We start from the raw sequence: 15,860 nt of genomic DNA on the forward strand, positions 1-15,860 counted from the left end.
TCCGATAAACAAAACGCCCGGCTTATGCCGGGCGTTTTTGTTTGTGTTGGTTTTCAGTGCCCGAGGAGTTGTTCGGCGTAGCGGGCGATGACATGGTCGAAGGCGTCATGTTGCCCATTTTTCGGGTGACGGTAGCGCTGAATGATTGCTTCGAGCTCGTCTGTGGAAGAGTCAGCCAGGAAGTTGTCATCGAAGATGCCCTCCAGTTTCTCTTTGCGACGGTTATTAAGAAAGCTGATATCGAGGGCGAGTATGTCGATCATGTTCTTGGCGGGTGTATCGACATTTGCGCTTTCTATTTGGCCAATCAGCGTGAATCTGAATTGGCGCTCGCAGTCTTCTTCCAACGGCGATATGTGAGAGTCTTCGGAAAATCTGTTTCCCTTGTTGTGCCCGCAGTGGGCGGGGTTTGGTTCTTCGGTCTCACCTTGGCACGAAGCGTGGAGATTGGTGTACTCCAGGTCCAAATGGTCGAAGGGATTTTGGGGGCGGAAATGCTCTACATGGCTGGATTGCAGAGTGATTTGGTTGCCGCAGTAGCAACACACATAACCTTGTTCGCGGAGCAGGCTCTCGTGCAGGACTCGTTTCTCAGGATTGCGAAGAATTGTGTAGGACGGCTTCCACTCCTCACTTGCTAACGCTTTCCACTGGATAAATGAAGCAGGCTCAGTTCCTTTGATCACTCGCTTCATCGGCCAATAATCTCCTTGCGCCTGAGCAATGCTTCGGCTCTCAGGAACTCAGGCAGGTCTGGAGCTTTTGCCTTGAGCGCCTGAAGCAGCGATTTAGCCTTCTCAAGGTCGTTGTCTTCCAGAGTGGAAAACAGCTCCGAAAGCAAAACTTCAATTTCCGGCACTCGTTGGGCGACGTCCATAACCTCCTCAAGTACACGACTTGAGTCGAGGCCGTAGGTGACCCGAGGATGACATGGCTATCCATCATTCAGGACGATAACTTCTTCGGGTTTCAGGCTGCCGATGATTTGTGGTGAGTGACTGGCAGCGATGAACTGAACCTTGGGGAATGCTTTTTTCAAGGCTGGAACGATGCGGCGCTGCCAAGCGGGGTGAAGGTGGATATCCAGTTCGTCGATGATGACCACGCCTGAAGTGTGTTTCAGGACGTCCTTGCCCATATGTGGGTTGAGGATACACATGCGGCGGGCGATATCGGCGAAGAGAGCGACCATGCCGCGTTGGCCGTCGCTGAGTTGATTAAAGGGGAGGCTTTGGCCATCGCCCATATCTACTAGTAACGATTGCATTCGTAGGTCGTAGCGCAAGTCATTTGCCTGAGGCAACGCGAACTGAATTGCTTGATTAACCCAGGCTAATTCGTCGTCAAACTCTGAAGACGTCAAACCTTCATCCAATAGGGTCTGCATCCGCTCTAGTGTCTTGGCGATCAGCCAGCTCTCGAAGTCCTTTAAATCCGCGACAGCATCGAACCAATTGTTGTAGCTATCGAAACGGGAAATTTTTTGCTGTGCAGCAAACTCAGCAGAAACACCCGCATTTTTCCAGCGTCGATCTGCGCGATAGAACGCAAGGATTGGTAAGTCGGGATAGGTCTTTGCTTGCGAAAGAGTAAGGAATTGATCAACCGACTTTTTCAGGTTCTGATTCGTCCCCGCAGCCCAGTCTTCAACAAGACTGATTGTCGTCCAGTCGATTGCGCCGAGAACATCGCCCTTTGCCGCTAGCATTATCGGAAACTTCTTTTCGTATCGTGTTTTACCTAGAAATTTATCGACTACAAAACGAACATCCTCATTAATTGAGACGGGCAAGTCTGGTTTCATTGAGTTACCAAACTCAACAAACGACGCAGCCACCGCCTGCAACAACGAAGTCTTCCCACTCCCATTAACCCCCACCACCAGATTGAAACCCGGCTGAAAGTCGAAAGTGGCATCTTCGTAGCAACGAAAATTCTGAATGTGGAGACGGTCCAGGCGCATTCTGGCTTCCCTTTACCAAGACTGGCGAATGTCGTCAGTGTACCTTGGCTCGCGATTACCGCTAGGGCACAGTTGTGGCTAAACCTGTGCGGTGCCCGGCAACGGCGGCAGCTTCGCCAGCTTCAACGCCACCAGCAACGCAATCACCAGCAACGCGCCAATAAACAACCCAATCCCGTTCCACCCGCCCAAGTGCCAGAACACCCCGCCCGCCGTCCCGGCAATGCTCGACCCCGCGTAATAGCTGAACAGATACAACGATGACGCCTGTCCTTTCGCCTTGATCGCCCGACGGCCGATCCAGCTGCTCGCCACGGAGTGCGCGGCAAAGAAGCCAAAGGTAAAGATCAGCATGCCAATGATCACCACCGGCAGCGGTGTAAACAGGGTCAGGGACAGGCCGGCGAGCATCAGCACAATCGTCGCCCACAGCACTTTGCGGCGACCCAGCTTGTCAGCCAGCGAACCGATTTTCGCCGAGCTGTAAATCCCCGACAGGTACACCACCGAGAGCAGTCCGACGAAGGCTTGCTCCATGTGATACGGCTCGGCCAGCAAGCGGTAACCGATGTAGTTGAACAGCGTGACGAACGCGCCCATCAGCACAAAGGCTTCAAGAAACAATAACGGCAAACCGGCATCGCGAAAGTGCATGGTGAAGCCGTCGAGCAAGCTGCGCGGGTGCAGCGAGCGAGCGCGGAAGTTACGGGACTCGGGAAGGATTTTCCAGAACACCGCTGCCGCGATCAGCGCCAGGCCGCCGATCACCAGCATCGCCGTGTGCCAGCTGACGAAATCGATCAACACACCAGTAATCAAGCGTCCGCACATCCCGCCAATTGCGTTGCCGCCGATGTACAAACCCATGGCCAGGCCGATGTGCTGTGGGTGAATTTCTTCGCTCAGGTAGGTCATGGCGACCGCAGCCAGGCCACTCAACGACAAGCCGATGAGTGCGCGCATCACCAGCACGCCGTGCCAGCTCGGCATCATCGCGCTGGCCATGGTGCACAACGCGGCGGCGAACAATGCGGCAACCATCACCGGTTTGCGACCGACACGGTCGGAAATCGGCCCGGTGATCAGCAGGCCAATGGCGAGCATGCCGGTCGCGACCGACAGGATCAGGCTGCTCTGCGCCGCATTGATCGAGTACTCGTGGGACAGCAGCGGCATCATCGGTTGCACGCAGTAAAGCAACGCGAACGTCGCGAAGCCGCCGGAGAACAGCGCCAGCACCGTGCGCATGAACATCGGCGTGCCTTTTTCGATGTAAATCTCCTTCAGCTCGGCGACGACATCGTCCGCCGCAGCAGGCGGAACTTCGTGGGCAAGGGGGGCGACAGCAGTTTTCACGTTGGACCTCGGCGGGCGCAGCCGGTCAGGCAATGAAAAAAGCATATAGCTGCCTAATGATTCAATCCAATATATTGTTCGACCTGTTTGAGAGCTTTTACGACCTAATGGGGTTTTCATGGAATTGCGTCACCTGCGCTACTTCATCGCCGTCGCCGAAGAACTGCACTTCGGCCGCGCCGCTCAGGTACTGGGCATCTCTCAGCCGCCGCTGAGCCAACAGATTCAGGCATTGGAGGCCGAGGTGGGCGCACGCTTGTTCGAGAGAACCAATCGTCGGGTCGAGCTCAGCGAAGCCGGTCGGTTGTTTCTGCAAGAGGCGCGATTGGCGCTGGCGCAAGTCGACAAAGCCGCCGATGTGGCGCGGCGCGCACAGCTCGGTGAATTGGGCGAACTGAAGATCGGCTTCACCTCGTCGGCACCATTCAACTCAACCATTCCCCAAGCGATTTTCTCGTTCCGCCAGCGCTTCCCGGCGGTGCACCTGAATTTGCGGGAGATGAGCAGCACCCAGGTCGCCGATGCGTTGGTCGACGAGTCGATCGAGGTCGGCATCATGCGGCCATTGGGGTTGCCGGATTCCCTCAGTGTCGTGGAGCTGATGCGCGAGCCTCTGGTGGCGGTGCTCAGCTCCAAGCACCCCTTGGTCAACGGCAGCGAAGAAGGATTGTTCCTGTCGGCGTTGGCCCTTGAGCCTTTCGTGTTTTTCCCACGCAGCTACGGCAGCGGTCTCTACGCACAATTGCTCAGCCTGGCCCGCGATGCGGGTTTCAGTCCGCACTTTGCGCAAGAGGCGGGCGAGGCGATGACCATTATCGGCCTGGTAGCGGCGGGGCTTGGGGTGTCGGTGCTGCCGGCGTCGTATCAACGGATGCGCATCGATGGCGTGGTGTATCGACCGTTGCTGGATCCCGCGGCGGTGTCGGCGGTGTGGCTGGTGCAGCGTAAGGATCAGAAGTCGCCGATGGCCAAGGCGTTTGTTGAGTTGTTGACGCGTAAGGTTGAGGGGACTTGAACGTAGGGCCACTACGGCGCAGTCAGGCGAATGGCCAGTCGTTGCCCTGAGTTCTGTTTCGCGCAATACTTGCCCCGTTCCCGAAAGGGGCTTGTGAGACTCTGAGGATCCTGGGCAACCAGCCATCGCAGAGCCAGACAGGTACAGGGCGATGACAAGCAGACCTGTTTGTGAAGGGGCGCCGAAAGGCGCCCTTTGTCGTTCTAGCGTGAGCCGGCTCAGTCAATCCCCTATCCCCTCATCAAGACTCGCAGTAGCCTGCAAGTTGTCGACGACCAGACCGCTCGCGCAGGCGTTGCTGAAAGCAAATTGATTCAAGTTCAGTAAGCGTGTGAACGGCCTCTGCGCTAAGCGCAGGGGCCGTCTTCACACTTGTTGGACGCGCTGGTGTCCACACCACTGACGCCGTTACGACGCAGCAGGCGCTTGTCTTGATTTGCTTTGCTGCGCCGAAACCTGCCCCTGCAATCGTCGCCCAACGACATCCAGCAAATCACAACCATCGCGTAGCGACGTCACCAGTACCCGCGCCAACTCACTGTGAACGCCCTCGCCAACCGCAAAACTTTCAAGCAACTGAGTCGCAGTGCGGATGCGGTAAGCCGCCGTATCGTGCAATACGTCCAGCGGTGCTTCGGTGTCGATCACCAGCGAAGCGATGCTGCAATCGATGCCGGTGATAGGCATGTATCTATCCATGACAAAAAACCTCCATTGCGTAAGAGAGCGCGATTACTTATTGGTGACTGTTGGATGGCGCCATAGACAACCCACTGGGAGGGTCAAGAATGTCCAGGGCCCGGTTGACCATCAGCTCGGCCAGCACGATCAGTTGCTGAATGGCCAATGCCTCGTTGCGGCGCGAGCCTTCGAGCTCGCAGGCGAGGTCGGTGGTCATTACATTCAGCGAGGCAAGGGTTTCAGTGGCGTGACAGAGCAAGGACTCCGTATCGACGTTCGGGTTGATGCTGAACACATGGCTGACAGGGTCGGGGCGGTTTGGATTGCGCAAGCGCGCGCTGACGGTGCGCTCGGTGGTTTCTGAGAGTTTTGATAGGTCGGCGGTGTCAGCGTCTTTCTGGTCTGGCGACTGCGGACGATCGGGATTGATTTTTTTCATTGTGGAACTCCCTTATTTTTTGAAGAAAAGCGGCATCCTTTCCGGCTATTCATGATTCATCGGCAGCGATATATGGGCTGGCGATACGGATAGATTTATAACTAAAAAAGACCTTCTTATTGTTCAAATAAGTGAACATTTGTGTAATTAAATGATTCGTTAGAAATTTCTGTAAGCAAGATCATTTTGTTCTGTGGGATTCGTCTACTGCATAGTGTGTGGAAATAAACATCGAATTAAACGCTATTTTATGAATGTATAATCAGGCTGAATGCGTCTATTTGTGCGCCAAGCAGGCGGCCGAATGATAGTCACAAAAGCAAATCGATATATTTGGTTGAAGTGATCGAATTTATTACGGGTGATTGGAAGGTTTTTAATGCATAAGATAGAAAAGACAGAAAACTTAAAGAAAAACATTAAATACCTTATTAAAAGCCGAGGAGAAACACAGATATCGTTGTGTAATTCAGTTGGGTTGACCAGGACTACTATCTACAACATTCTGGAAGGGAGGGTTGTTAATGTTCAGCAGTCTACCATTCGTAAAATTTCTGATTTTTTTGGCGTGTCCTATAAGGAGATAGAAACGGTAAATTTTGAAGAGATGGAAGTTATAGACAGCAGCGTTTCTTTGCTGGGTAATATGAATCCTGCGGCGGTTCCTGTAATTAAAGAAAGTTTGCTTGTGCAGAGTCTTGATAAGAGGATTGGTGAGTTGGTAGTAACCCATCCTTTGACCTATTTTTTCGGTACAGCCTGCAATTTAATCGGTGTTCTTCTAGAAAGCGAAATCAGCGGCGTGAATGAGTCAGGGGACTTGTTGATAGTGAAGAAAGGTTTTTCAAGCAGCGATAAAGAAAAACTTGCATACGACAAGGTAACAAAGAATTTGTTTATAATCAGAGAGCATTCCTGTTGTTCTGATGATGTTCTTGTAATAGGAGAGATAGTTGAGGAAAGGTTCAATGGATAGCCATTCGGAAAATAGTAGCTACAAATTGCTAGGGTTTGAAAATAGTAAAGGCCTTGCCGTTATCATGATCGTTTCAACGGGGAAGGTCATAAAAATTAAGCTTGATGATTTATTGAAAAGTGATGTGGTTGATAATTTAAACAGAGCAGAAATAAAATCTGTGTACAGGAAGTTTTATTCTGGTGGGGCGGCATTGACAGCATACGAAATAAATGATCGGCAAGAGAAGTCATGGATGACTTATGTTGCTCTTAATCTGCTGCTTTTTGCGCTATATATCTTCACAAATGTTGCCGCGACGAAGCTGGTATACATAGAGTGGCTTGATATCGTTGTCACTCCAGGGGTTTTTATTTATCCATTAACGTTTTTAATAGTTGATATGTTGAATGAGTTTTATGGGCTTAGGCTTGCGAGGAAAGCCATATTATTTGCTTTTGCGAGTAATGCTCTGATTACTGTTTTGTTAAGCGCTACCAGCGTTCTTCCGGGTTTGTCAGGCTGGAAGCTTGATGGCCCATATAGCGAGGTCATGACTCATGTGTCGTCTGTGTTGGTGGCGTCTTCCATTTCCTTCATTTTTTCTGAATATGTAAATTCTTACTTGTTGAATAAAATAAAGCAGCTTACAAGCTCTAGGTTTTTATTCTTGCGGGTTTTTTTAAGTACGTTGTTTGCGGTGATAATAGACAGTTTCATTTTTTGTTTTATTGCATTTTACGGATCAATGACTACTGCCGAAATACTTGATATCATTTATGTTCAGATCGCCATAAAAATGTGCTTCGCTATTTTTAATATTTTGCCCGCCTATGGAGCCAGGTCCTTATTTAAAAGATATGTGGTTAGCGCATGAAACGTGGAGAGGGGGAAGTGGCATGGCTTCCCCTGGACTTTTACAGTTTTATTTTTAGTTTGTTTTCCAGGCTTTGCATAACCGTAGCCTTGTTCTCCAGAAACTCATTCAGCCCTTTCGCTCGAAGATTGCACGCATCGCAATTCGCGCATCCAGTTCCGATTATGCCGTTGTAGCAAGTCAGTGTCTGGTGCTGAATCAACTCAAGCTTTCCATGCTGCTCCGCGAGAGCCCATGTTTCCGCCTTGTTCAAACACATGAGCGGTGTTTCGATGTGCAATTTATAATCCATGCCCAACCCAATGGCATCATTCAAGGTTTTGACAAAATCATCGCGGCAATCTGGATACCCTGAACACTCGGTTTCACAAATACCAGTTATTACAGTTTGCGCTTGCACTTGATAGGCATAAATAGCAGCCAAGGTTAAAAACAGAATATTCCGGCCGGGCACAAAAGTACTTGGCAGGCTGTCCCCTGAACTATTTACGCTAGGTACTGGAATGTTGTCACGCGTCAAACTGCTGATAGCCAGTTCATTCAACAACGTAGTGTCCAGCACCTTGTGCACGGTCACGCCAAGCTCTTTCGAAAGCTGCTGCGCCACCTCGATTTCCGCGCGGTGGCGCTGGCCATAGTCGAACGTAATGCAATGGATTTCATCGTAGAGCGGTAACGCATGGATCAAGCAGGTGGTGGAGTCCTGCCCACCGCTGAAAACAATAACGGCCTTTTTAGTCATGGATCGTTCTTCCTTGTGATGCCCCGACGTATCTCGGGCATAGACCCTAGCGCGAAGGCCCCATTCTGGCTGTGGGACGCTTCCGAAATGGAGTACTCCGCTTTCCGTTTGTGTCTGTTCGTTCCTTATGGCCAACGCCGAAAAATCAGCGAAGTATGCACACCAGGATTCCAGCGCACCGCAGGCGCGGAGGGTTGCACTCAGAAGTTCCGCGAGGCCAGGAATCCTGCCGCATCGCATCCGTCGGGATATATTGTCAGCGGCTTACGCGTGTGCCAGTCGGATCTTGTGCGGTTCTTGGCCTCCATAGTTGAAAGCTTCGGCTCCATACCACGTACTCAGCAGTCAGTGTTTTGAAGGCTTCGAGTATCGGCTTGTTTACGGCCCAGTTTCCGTGGCAGTTTTGGTATACATAAGCTTCGCCGAACATCAGACGGATCTCCCGCGCAGCGAGGGCTTGCGGTAGAAAGTTCTGTTTTCGGTATTCGGCCAGCATCCACTGGGCGATGCACATGTCTTCATTTGTCCAGGTCATGGCGTGGATTCCTGCTGAAGGCCCTTCGTTCACAATTGCTGATCGGGGCGCAAGAGGTGTTGATCGAGAATGCGTTCAACCTGTTGCGGCGTCTTGCATGAGAACCACAAATTAGCGGGGTAAATCACCATGACCGGGCCGTGGTCGCAGCGTCCCAGGCAGCCCGATGCGTTGGCGCGCGATGTTCCTGGGTCACCCATTTTGGCGAGCTTGCGCTTTGCTGCGCTGAGTAGTTCATGAGCACCTGAGCCCGAGCAACTACGGCGTCCATCGGGGCGCAGATTGGTGCAAATCAATACATGGTGTTCGTAGGCCAGGGTCGGATTTTCTGCGTCATTCATAGGTGATTACGACCTCTGTTCAAACTTTGTCGACAGGTACTGCGGCTTTAGAGGGTTCGAGATTGAGGGCGAGTACGCTCGTCAGCACAATGGCCGTTCCAGTGATGACCATGGCAGTAGGGCGTTCACTCAGAACTAACGAGGCCATCAACATCGCTGTGGGGGGGATCAGATAAAGTGAAATGGACGCGCGGCTCACATTGCTCTGCGCCAGTACGTATGCCCACGCGAGGTACGCGAGGGCGCTGGGGAAGATGCCCAGAATGAGCACCGCCAGGTTGACCGAAGTTGAGGCGTTTTGTGCTTCGTTCCATAGCCCCGGGACATAAACAAGCAGCAGTACCGTGCCTGACCAAATGGTGTAACACACCATCGTCAACCCGTTATAACGATGGGAATGGCGTTTTTGCAAGGCGAAATACAGACTCCAGGATAACGCCGCCAGCAGAATCAACAGCCCATGCGCGTTCAACTCACCCAAACCATGGTCAGCGGTGACTACTACCGCGGCGCCGAGTAACCCGCATAGCACACAGATCCATTGCCAGCCGTTGACCCGATCTTTGAACACGAAATGCGCCAATAACGTGCTGAACAGCGGCGTGGATTGTGCCAGTACGCTGGCGGCCCCGGCGCTAACACCTTGTTGGCCGTTGTTGAGGGCTATGTGGTGCAGGCTGACGGCAAAGAACCCCAGTACCGCCAGCAGTGGCAGGTCTTTCAGACGAGGCAGGGAAATTCGCATCACCAATGCAACGCCAGCCATGAACGTTGACGCGATGAGAAAACGCACCAACGCGAGATGCCCAGGCTCATAGGCCGTTAGCCCGATGTGGATTCCAATGGGGGAATAGGCCCAGCAAAGAATTACAAAAATCGCCGCCAAAGCGATTTTTATGCCGGGCCTTGTATTCATTGAGCCATAACCTTGGACGCAGCCCGATTTTGCATGCTAGGCATGGCACGGGCTATACCGTCCCAGTACTGCTCGGTGATGTTCAGGAAGCGGTTGAACGAAGCGCTGACTTCTTCTATGTGCTGGTCGGAGGTGCATTCTTGAGTGGCTGCTTTCACCGCCTGAGTCTTATGTTCTTTTTCTGCATCCCCGATGTGGATGTAGAAGTACTCGCAGTGCTCATGAAAATCGTCGTTATTGGCGTACAGGTGCTTATAGTTGCGCGCCCCTTCGTACAAACGGGTGAGCATCGAATAGGCCAGCCACTCTTGAGCCAATAACGTGCCGAGCACATGGCGTGGATTGTTGTTATGGCCACCGTCGGTATAAAGACTCAATTGTTCGCGGCTAAACGTCTGGGTGCTTTCCAGCACAGGCAAAGCCGTGAGTTCGTCCATGCTGTATGGCCGATCAGCGAGACGACTGAGAAGGTCGATGAGGTAACTTTCCAGTAAGGCAAGGTGGGCCTTTTCTGGGTTGCCGTAGCCCATTTCGGAGTACAGGTTTTTGACGATTTCGACTTGAGCATACAGGTCGTCAGTGCCCACAAATGATAGGGCAACCATACGAGAAGTCTGTGTGGTGCGGGCTAGGTAGTTTCGAGCAAACACCTCAACGTCGGCGAGGGGCAGTGACCCGCCCATCCACCGTCGATAGAACGCATTATCCAAGGCTTTATGGGTAAAAACACTTTCGGCTAGGGACTGGATTTTCCGCTCAACTAACTCCATGAAAACTCCTGTTTATCGAGGGATAGGAAGGCAACGACGCACTGCAACGTGCGCCGGTTGAAGTATCAAAAACATCGGTGTTTACTACAAGTGACTTAAACTGAGCTGTCCATTCACTATGGGTGAACGATGGAATTGTCCCAACTGCGTATGTTCAAGACGGTTTATGACGTCGGCAGCATCGCGCGCGCCGCCGAGTTGTTGCACTGCGTGCCGTCCAATATCACCGCACGACTCAAGTCCCTGGAGCGAGAGCTGGGTACACCGCTGTTTTTCCGCGAGGGTCGAGGATTGCGGATCACTCCTGCCGGGGTGGTATTTCTCGATTACGTGACGAAAATCCTGGGGTTGGCTGAAGAAGCTAAACGCGCGGTAGCGCCCACCAATACGCCTTGCGGTCCTCTGCGCATTGGCGCCATTGAATCCAGTGCTACGGGACGGTTGCCACGGTTATTGGCCAAGTACCATGCGCGGTACCCGCAGGTATCGCTGGAGTTGAGCACTGGCACTTGGGCTCAACTGCTGGACGACGTTCAGCATCACCGGCTTGATGGGGTGATCGTGGCGGTGAACATTGAACGCCCCGGTCTCGAGCGGGCAGTGGTGTACCGGGAAGATTTGATTCTCATCGCGTCCGAGTCGCATGGGCCATTACGCAAAGCAGCGGATCTGCAAGGTAAGGAAATTTTCATGTGGCCTCCGGGCTGTCCATACCGGTTGGCACTGGAGCAGTGGCTGTTGCGCCATGACCAGGTGTTGCCGATCGTCAGCATTGCAAGCTACGGCACCATAGTAGGTTGCGTCAGTGCCGGTGCCGGCGTTGCGCTGGTACCTCGCGGCATCTATGAGCAATACCGCCAAAGTGCGGGTTGGCAAGGATATGAGTTCCCGGAACTGACGAGTATCGACAACCTTTTTTATTGGCATGAAAACGCAGGTCGACACCCCGCTCGGGAGGCGTTTTTAGCGCTACTGCAGACTGAGTTCGAGGACTTGGAGGCGTTGGAAGAAGGCGCTTGCGCGCCTCAGGTAAAACCAGCCTGATTACCGAGCCTTCACCAGACCCCTTCAACGCAATCCGGCCATCGTCCCGGCGTGGCATTCATAGGTCTTGGGGTGTGCGTTCATCGCTCTTGTAGACGCTGAAGACATCCTTGACCTTGAAGTTCCAAGTCACGACCAACGCCGAAAAATCAGTGAAGTATTCACACCGCCAAACGCAAAATTGTTGTTCATCACGTATTCATTGCTCATCTGCCGAAACTCACCGCGCAAGTAATCCAGCTTGCCGCAATGCGGATCGACCTCGTCGAGGTTCAGCGTGTGTGCATACAGATCGCGGTTCATCATTTCGATGCTGAACCAGGATTCCAGTGCACCGCAGGCGCCCAGGGTGTGGCCGAGGAAGCTTTTCTGCGAACTGATCGGCATGTGTTCGCCGAACAACGCGCTGGTTGCCAGTGTTTCGGCAATGTCGCCCTGTTCTGTTGCGGTGCCGTGACCGTTCACGTAGCCGATGTCCGACGGCTGAAGCCCGGCGTCTTCCAGGGCCAGCTCCATGGCTCGGCGCATGGTGAGCTGTTCTGGACGGGTGGTGTGCTGGCCGTCGGCGTTGCTGCCGAAGCCGACGAGTTCGGCGTGGATGCGCGCACCGCGAGCCAAGGCGTGTTCCAGCTCTTCAAGCACCAGCATGCCGCCACCTTCACCGATCACCAGGCCGTCGCGGCCTTTGTCATAAGGGCGAGGGGTGGATTGCGGGGTGTCGTTTTTCAGGCTGGTGGCGTAGAGCGCGTCGAAGACCATGGCTTCGGTCGGGCACAGCTCTTCGGCGCCGCCAGCGAGCATCAGCGGCAGGCGGCCGAACTTGATCGACTCGTAGGCGTAACCGATGCCCTGGCTGCCGCTGGTGCAGGCGCTGGACGTCGGGATCAACCGACCGGTGAGGCCGAAGAAGATGCTGATGTTCGCGGCCGTGGTGTGCGGCATCATCCGCACATAGGAGTTGGCGTTCAGGCCTTCGGCCACCGAGTTGAGCAGCATGTTGCCGAATGCCTTGATCTCGTCGGTGCTGCCGGTGGACGAACCACACGCGACACCCATTCGCCCGTCCTTGATCAACTCGTCGCCGAGCAATCCGGCATCGGCCAGCGCTTGTTCAGCGGCGCCGACGGCCAGCCGTGACACGCGGCCCATGCTGCGCAGTTGTTTGCGCGTCCAGTGGCTCGGGACTTTGAAGTCATCGATGGGGCCGGCGAGGCGGGTATTGAGTTCAGTAAAGCGATCCCACTCGTCCATCCGGCGAATGCCGCTGCGATTGGCCGCAAAGTGGCCGGCGATGGTTTCCCAGTCGTTGCCCAACGAGGTAATGCCGGCCATGCCGGTGACGACGACGCGCTTCATCAGCACAGGCCTCCATTGACGGCCAGAACCTGCCGGGTGATGTACGACGCTTCCGCCGACATCAGGAAATTCACTGCGCCGGCCACCTCTTCAGGGGTGCCCATGCGTTGTGCGGGGATCATTTTCATCAGTTCTTCCACCGGCACATTTTCGTCGAGCATGGCGGTGTCGATAAGGCCGGGCGCGACACAGTTGACGGTGATTTTGCGCTTGCCCAACTCGATCGCCAATGCCTTGGCCGCGCCGATCAGCCCGGCCTTGGAGGCGCTGTAGTTGACCTGGCCGCGATTGCCGATCAAGCCGGAAACCGAGGTGATGCAGACAATTCGCCCGGCGGCGCGACGACGGATCATCGGCATCATCACCGGGTGCAGCACGTTATAGAAGCCGTCGAGGTTGGTGCGCATCACCACGTCCCAATCATCCTCGCTCAGCGCCGGAAAAGCACCGTCACGCGTCAGGCCGGCGTTCAGCACCACGCCGTAATAGGCACCGTGGGCTTCGACGTCGGCTTCGAGAACGTCTTTGCAGCTGGCGCGGTCGGACACGTCGAATTGCAGGACGCGGGCGGTGCGGCCCAAGGCTTCGATTTCGCCTTTCACGGCAATGGCGTCCACCAGACCGCTGCGGCAATGCAGCACGATGTCATGCCCGGCCTGGGCCAGACGCAAGGCAATGGCGCGGCCGATGCCACGGCTGGAACCGGTGACCAGTACGGATTCAGTCATGACTGGACTCCTTCGGGTTCGTGAAGATATTGAGCGGCCTGAGGCGGACGATATACGTTCAGGCGAGCGCTGGCGTGGATGCCGGGGGCGTTGATATGGCATTCGAACACGCCCATGCCATTGTCGTCTTCCAGCGAGCGAATTCCGTGGATGGTCAGTTCGGTGCCGGCCGGGAACTGCTCGACGTTGCATTCGAATTTACGGCTACCGAGCAGAAAGCCCAACTCCACCTCATCACCGCGCTGGCGTGCACGGCAACCGGCAAAGGCGGCGACGCTCTGGGCCATTATTTCAATGCCGACCCAGGCCGGCAGGCTGCCATCGCAATTGTTGAACAGGCCGCCGGGTCTGACGGTCAGGCGGGTGTGAATCTGCTCTTCATCGAACGCCAGGATCTGCTCGATAAGGATCATGTCGCCAGCGTGCGGCAGCAACTCGGCGAGCGGCCAGTCAATCATGGTGCGTCTCCGATAATCAGGCTGACGTTGTTGCCACCGAAGGCAAAGGAATTGCTCATCAGATAGCGAGGTGCAATGGACGTCAGGCGATTGGCCGGGGTCACCCAATGCAAGGCGGGCAGCAGCGGGTCGGGCTGGGCGTCCCAAATGTGGGGTGGCAGCGCGTGGTCGCGATTGTCCGGGCTCAGGCTCAGCCAGCAGAACGCGGCTTCCAGGGCGCCGGCAGCGCCGAGGGTGTGACCGGTCATCGGCTTGGTCGACGAGCATGGCACGCCTTGCGGGAACAGCGCCGTCACAGCGAGGCTTTCCATGGCGTCGTTATGCTGGGTCGCGGTGCCGTGCAGGTTCAGGTAATGGATCTGTTGCGGTTGCAGGTTGGCCCGGTTCAGGGCTTTGTTCATGGCTTGCAAGGCACCCCGGCCGGTCGGTTCCGGCGCAGAGATATGGTGTGCATCGGAACTGGCGCCGCTGCCGAGCAGGGCGATGGCCTGGCCATTTCCGGCGGTTTTGCTCATTAGGAACAACACGGCCGCCTCGCCGATGTTGATGCCGTTGCGGTTCACCGAAAACGGATTGCAGCGCTGCCCGGACACCGCTTCCAGTGCCGAGAAACCGTTCAAGGTCAGTTTGCACAAGCTGTCGACGCCGCCGCACAACACGGCGTCGCACAGGCCCAGATCCAGCAGCCGTTGGGCACTCATCAGCGCCCGTGCGCTGGAGGTGCAGGCGGTGGAAATCACATAGGCCGGGCCACTCAATTGCAGCCAGTCAGCCAGGAAGTTGGCCGGCGCACCGAGTTCTTGTTGCTGATAGTCGTACTCAGCAGGGAATTCATGCTCGCGGATGTAATGGGCCAACCCACGGCTGGCCTCATCGATGCCCGAGGTGCTGGTGCCCAGAATCACGCCGATACGGTCGCGACCATAAGTCTGGATCGCCTGGTCAATCTCTTCGCGAATTTGCAGCGCGGCTTCCAGCAGTAATTGGTTGTTACGGGTGTTTTGCTTTTTCAGCTCAACCGGGACCGGTGCCAGTTCGCCGCACACCGCCGCCACTGGCAAGGCACGCTCCGGCACCCAGCCGGTTTCGGTACGCAGACCTGAGCAATCGCCGGCAAACAGATTGGCGGCGACTTGCCGTTTGCCACGACCCAACGCGCAGATCACACCGAGGGCGTTCAGATAAGCCGTCATGGCGTTTCCCCACTCAGCGGCGTGACTTGATACCGGGGCCCCTTGGGCAGGTTCAATTCAAAGCTCATGGGTTGTGAATAACTGACATCCCAGCGCTTGGGCAGGGAACGTTGCCGGCCGTGCTGCCAGGCGGTGGGATAGTTGCCCGCCAGTTGATCTTTGGGGGTCAGGGCAAACAGCAACGCGGCGAACAGCTCCCGGGCTTCCGGGTTGGGCGGCAACAGACCGTCGGCCTGCCACTTGCCATCGATCAGTACCTGACGCGCCTGTGGAATGCCCAGCAAGTCCATCATCGACCAGCGAAGGCCCGCGTCTTCATGCTGGATCACCAATACCCAGTCCTGACGTTGGTCAGCCACCAGGCGCTGGATGTGCATTTGCAGGGGCAACGTCAGGTTTGGCAGGTGCTCGGGCAGCGGTGCCCGGCTGGCGCAAGCGCTCAGCAACAGCAGGCACCCAAGGAGCAGAAAACGGGTCATCAGGCATTACCT

At 55.0% G+C, this 15,860-nt stretch carries 20 protein-coding genes; 4 read left to right on the forward strand and 16 right to left on the reverse strand.

Going from position 1 to position 15,860, the window contains the following annotated elements; translation table 11 throughout:
• Positions 1-53: 53 nt before the first annotated feature.
• The 4 genes from ACA048_RS02060 to ACA048_RS02075 form a co-directional block, all read right to left on the reverse strand.
• Positions 54-695, reverse strand: a complete 642-nt coding sequence (locus ACA048_RS02060; protein WP_497627730.1) for a retron system putative HNH endonuclease — start codon at positions 693-695, stop codon at positions 54-56.
• Positions 692-877 (reverse strand): hypothetical protein, encoded by a 186-nt coding sequence (locus ACA048_RS02065; RefSeq protein ID WP_497627731.1) that lies wholly within the window; start codon positions 875-877, stop codon positions 692-694. Before ACA048_RS02065 ends, ACA048_RS02060 begins: the two co-directional genes overlap by 4 nt.
• A 57-nt stretch (positions 878-934) precedes the next feature.
• A complete protein-coding gene (locus tag ACA048_RS02070) occupies positions 935-1,963 on the reverse strand; it encodes an AAA family ATPase (protein WP_497627732.1) in 1,029 nt (342 codons plus the stop codon).
• 78 nt (positions 1,964-2,041) lie between these two features.
• Positions 2,042-3,319, reverse strand: a complete 1,278-nt coding sequence (locus tag ACA048_RS02075) for an MFS transporter (protein WP_497627733.1) — start codon at positions 3,317-3,319, stop codon at positions 2,042-2,044.
• A gap of 118 nt (positions 3,320-3,437) precedes the next feature.
• Between ACA048_RS02075 and ACA048_RS02080 the strand changes: the two genes are divergently transcribed.
• Complete coding sequence (locus ACA048_RS02080; protein WP_497627734.1) at positions 3,438-4,334, forward strand: LysR family transcriptional regulator; 897 nt, start codon at positions 3,438-3,440, stop codon at positions 4,332-4,334.
• Positions 4,335-4,742: 408 nt separating this feature from the next.
• Here ACA048_RS02080 and ACA048_RS02085 read toward each other — a convergent pair whose 3' ends face one another.
• Both ACA048_RS02085 and ACA048_RS02090 read right to left on the reverse strand, forming a co-directional pair.
• On the reverse strand, positions 4,743-5,033 hold the full coding sequence (locus ACA048_RS02085; RefSeq protein WP_497627735.1) for a hypothetical protein: 291 nt from the start codon (positions 5,031-5,033) through the stop codon (positions 4,743-4,745).
• A gap of 37 nt (positions 5,034-5,070) precedes the next feature.
• A complete protein-coding gene (locus tag ACA048_RS02090; protein ID WP_497627736.1) occupies positions 5,071-5,454 on the reverse strand; it encodes a DUF6124 family protein in 384 nt (127 codons plus the stop codon).
• Between the two features lie 379 nt (positions 5,455-5,833).
• Here ACA048_RS02090 and ACA048_RS02095 point away from each other — a divergent pair, with 379 nt between their 5' ends.
• On the forward strand, positions 5,834-6,430 hold the full coding sequence (locus tag ACA048_RS02095) for a helix-turn-helix transcriptional regulator (protein ID WP_497627737.1): 597 nt from the start codon (positions 5,834-5,836) through the stop codon (positions 6,428-6,430).
• Entirely contained in the window at positions 6,423-7,286 is an 864-nt protein-coding gene (locus tag ACA048_RS02100) for a queuosine precursor transporter (RefSeq protein ID WP_497627738.1), read from the forward strand. The genes ACA048_RS02095 and ACA048_RS02100 overlap by 8 nt, the downstream gene beginning before the upstream one ends.
• Positions 7,287-7,326: 40 nt before the next feature.
• Here ACA048_RS02100 and queC read toward each other — a convergent pair whose 3' ends face one another.
• The 5 genes from queC to ACA048_RS02125 all read right to left on the reverse strand — a co-directional run bounded on the left by queC (position 7,327) and on the right by ACA048_RS02125 (position 10,590).
• Positions 7,327-8,028 carry a 7-cyano-7-deazaguanine synthase QueC gene (queC, locus tag ACA048_RS02105; RefSeq protein ID WP_497627739.1) on the reverse strand — a complete coding sequence of 234 codons (702 nt, stop codon included), beginning with the start codon at positions 8,026-8,028 and terminating at the stop codon, positions 7,327-7,329.
• Between the two features lie 256 nt (positions 8,029-8,284).
• On the reverse strand, positions 8,285-8,563 hold the full coding sequence (locus tag ACA048_RS02110) for a DUF6953 family protein (RefSeq protein WP_497627740.1): 279 nt from the start codon (positions 8,561-8,563) through the stop codon (positions 8,285-8,287).
• 29 nt (positions 8,564-8,592) lie between these two features.
• Positions 8,593-8,904, reverse strand: a complete 312-nt coding sequence (locus tag ACA048_RS02115) for a (2Fe-2S) ferredoxin domain-containing protein (RefSeq protein ID WP_497627741.1) — start codon at positions 8,902-8,904, stop codon at positions 8,593-8,595.
• Between the two features lie 19 nt (positions 8,905-8,923).
• Positions 8,924-9,820, reverse strand: a complete 897-nt coding sequence (locus ACA048_RS02120; protein ID WP_497627742.1) for a DMT family transporter — start codon at positions 9,818-9,820, stop codon at positions 8,924-8,926.
• Positions 9,817-10,590, reverse strand: coding sequence for an iron-containing redox enzyme family protein (locus tag ACA048_RS02125; protein WP_497627743.1), 774 nt, complete (start codon positions 10,588-10,590; stop codon positions 9,817-9,819). The genes ACA048_RS02120 and ACA048_RS02125 overlap by 4 nt, the downstream gene beginning before the upstream one ends.
• A gap of 129 nt (positions 10,591-10,719) precedes the next feature.
• On the opposite strand from ACA048_RS02125, the gene ACA048_RS02130 reads away from it, so the two are divergent.
• On the forward strand, positions 10,720-11,634 hold the full coding sequence (locus ACA048_RS02130) for a LysR family transcriptional regulator (RefSeq protein WP_497627744.1): 915 nt from the start codon (positions 10,720-10,722) through the stop codon (positions 11,632-11,634).
• A 129-nt stretch (positions 11,635-11,763) separates the two neighbouring features.
• Here the strand turns inward: ACA048_RS02130 and ACA048_RS02135 are convergent, their stop codons facing one another.
• The 5 genes from ACA048_RS02135 to ACA048_RS02155 are packed head-to-tail and all read right to left on the reverse strand — an operon-like array spanning position 11,764 to position 15,848.
• The gene (locus ACA048_RS02135; protein WP_497627745.1) at positions 11,764-12,990 is read right to left on the reverse strand and encodes a beta-ketoacyl-ACP synthase; all 1,227 of its coding nucleotides are present in this window, start codon (positions 12,988-12,990) and stop codon (positions 11,764-11,766) included.
• Positions 12,990-13,718: a 3-oxoacyl-ACP reductase FabG gene (gene fabG, locus ACA048_RS02140; RefSeq protein ID WP_497627746.1), complete on the reverse strand. Its 729-nt coding sequence runs from the start codon at positions 13,716-13,718 to the stop codon at positions 12,990-12,992. The genes ACA048_RS02135 and fabG overlap by 1 nt, the downstream gene beginning before the upstream one ends.
• Positions 13,715-14,176, reverse strand: a complete 462-nt coding sequence (locus ACA048_RS02145) for a hotdog family protein (protein ID WP_497627747.1) — start codon at positions 14,174-14,176, stop codon at positions 13,715-13,717. The genes fabG and ACA048_RS02145 overlap by 4 nt, the downstream gene beginning before the upstream one ends.
• Positions 14,173-15,369 carry a beta-ketoacyl-[acyl-carrier-protein] synthase family protein gene (locus ACA048_RS02150; protein WP_497627748.1) on the reverse strand — a complete coding sequence of 399 codons (1,197 nt, stop codon included), beginning with the start codon at positions 15,367-15,369 and terminating at the stop codon, positions 14,173-14,175. Before ACA048_RS02150 ends, ACA048_RS02145 begins: the two co-directional genes overlap by 4 nt.
• Entirely contained in the window at positions 15,366-15,848 is a 483-nt protein-coding gene (locus tag ACA048_RS02155; RefSeq protein ID WP_497627749.1) for a hypothetical protein, read from the reverse strand. The genes ACA048_RS02150 and ACA048_RS02155 overlap by 4 nt, the downstream gene beginning before the upstream one ends.
• Positions 15,849-15,860: the final 12 nt, after the last annotated feature.

The organism is Pseudomonas sp. LBUM1659 (assembly GCF_059716045.1).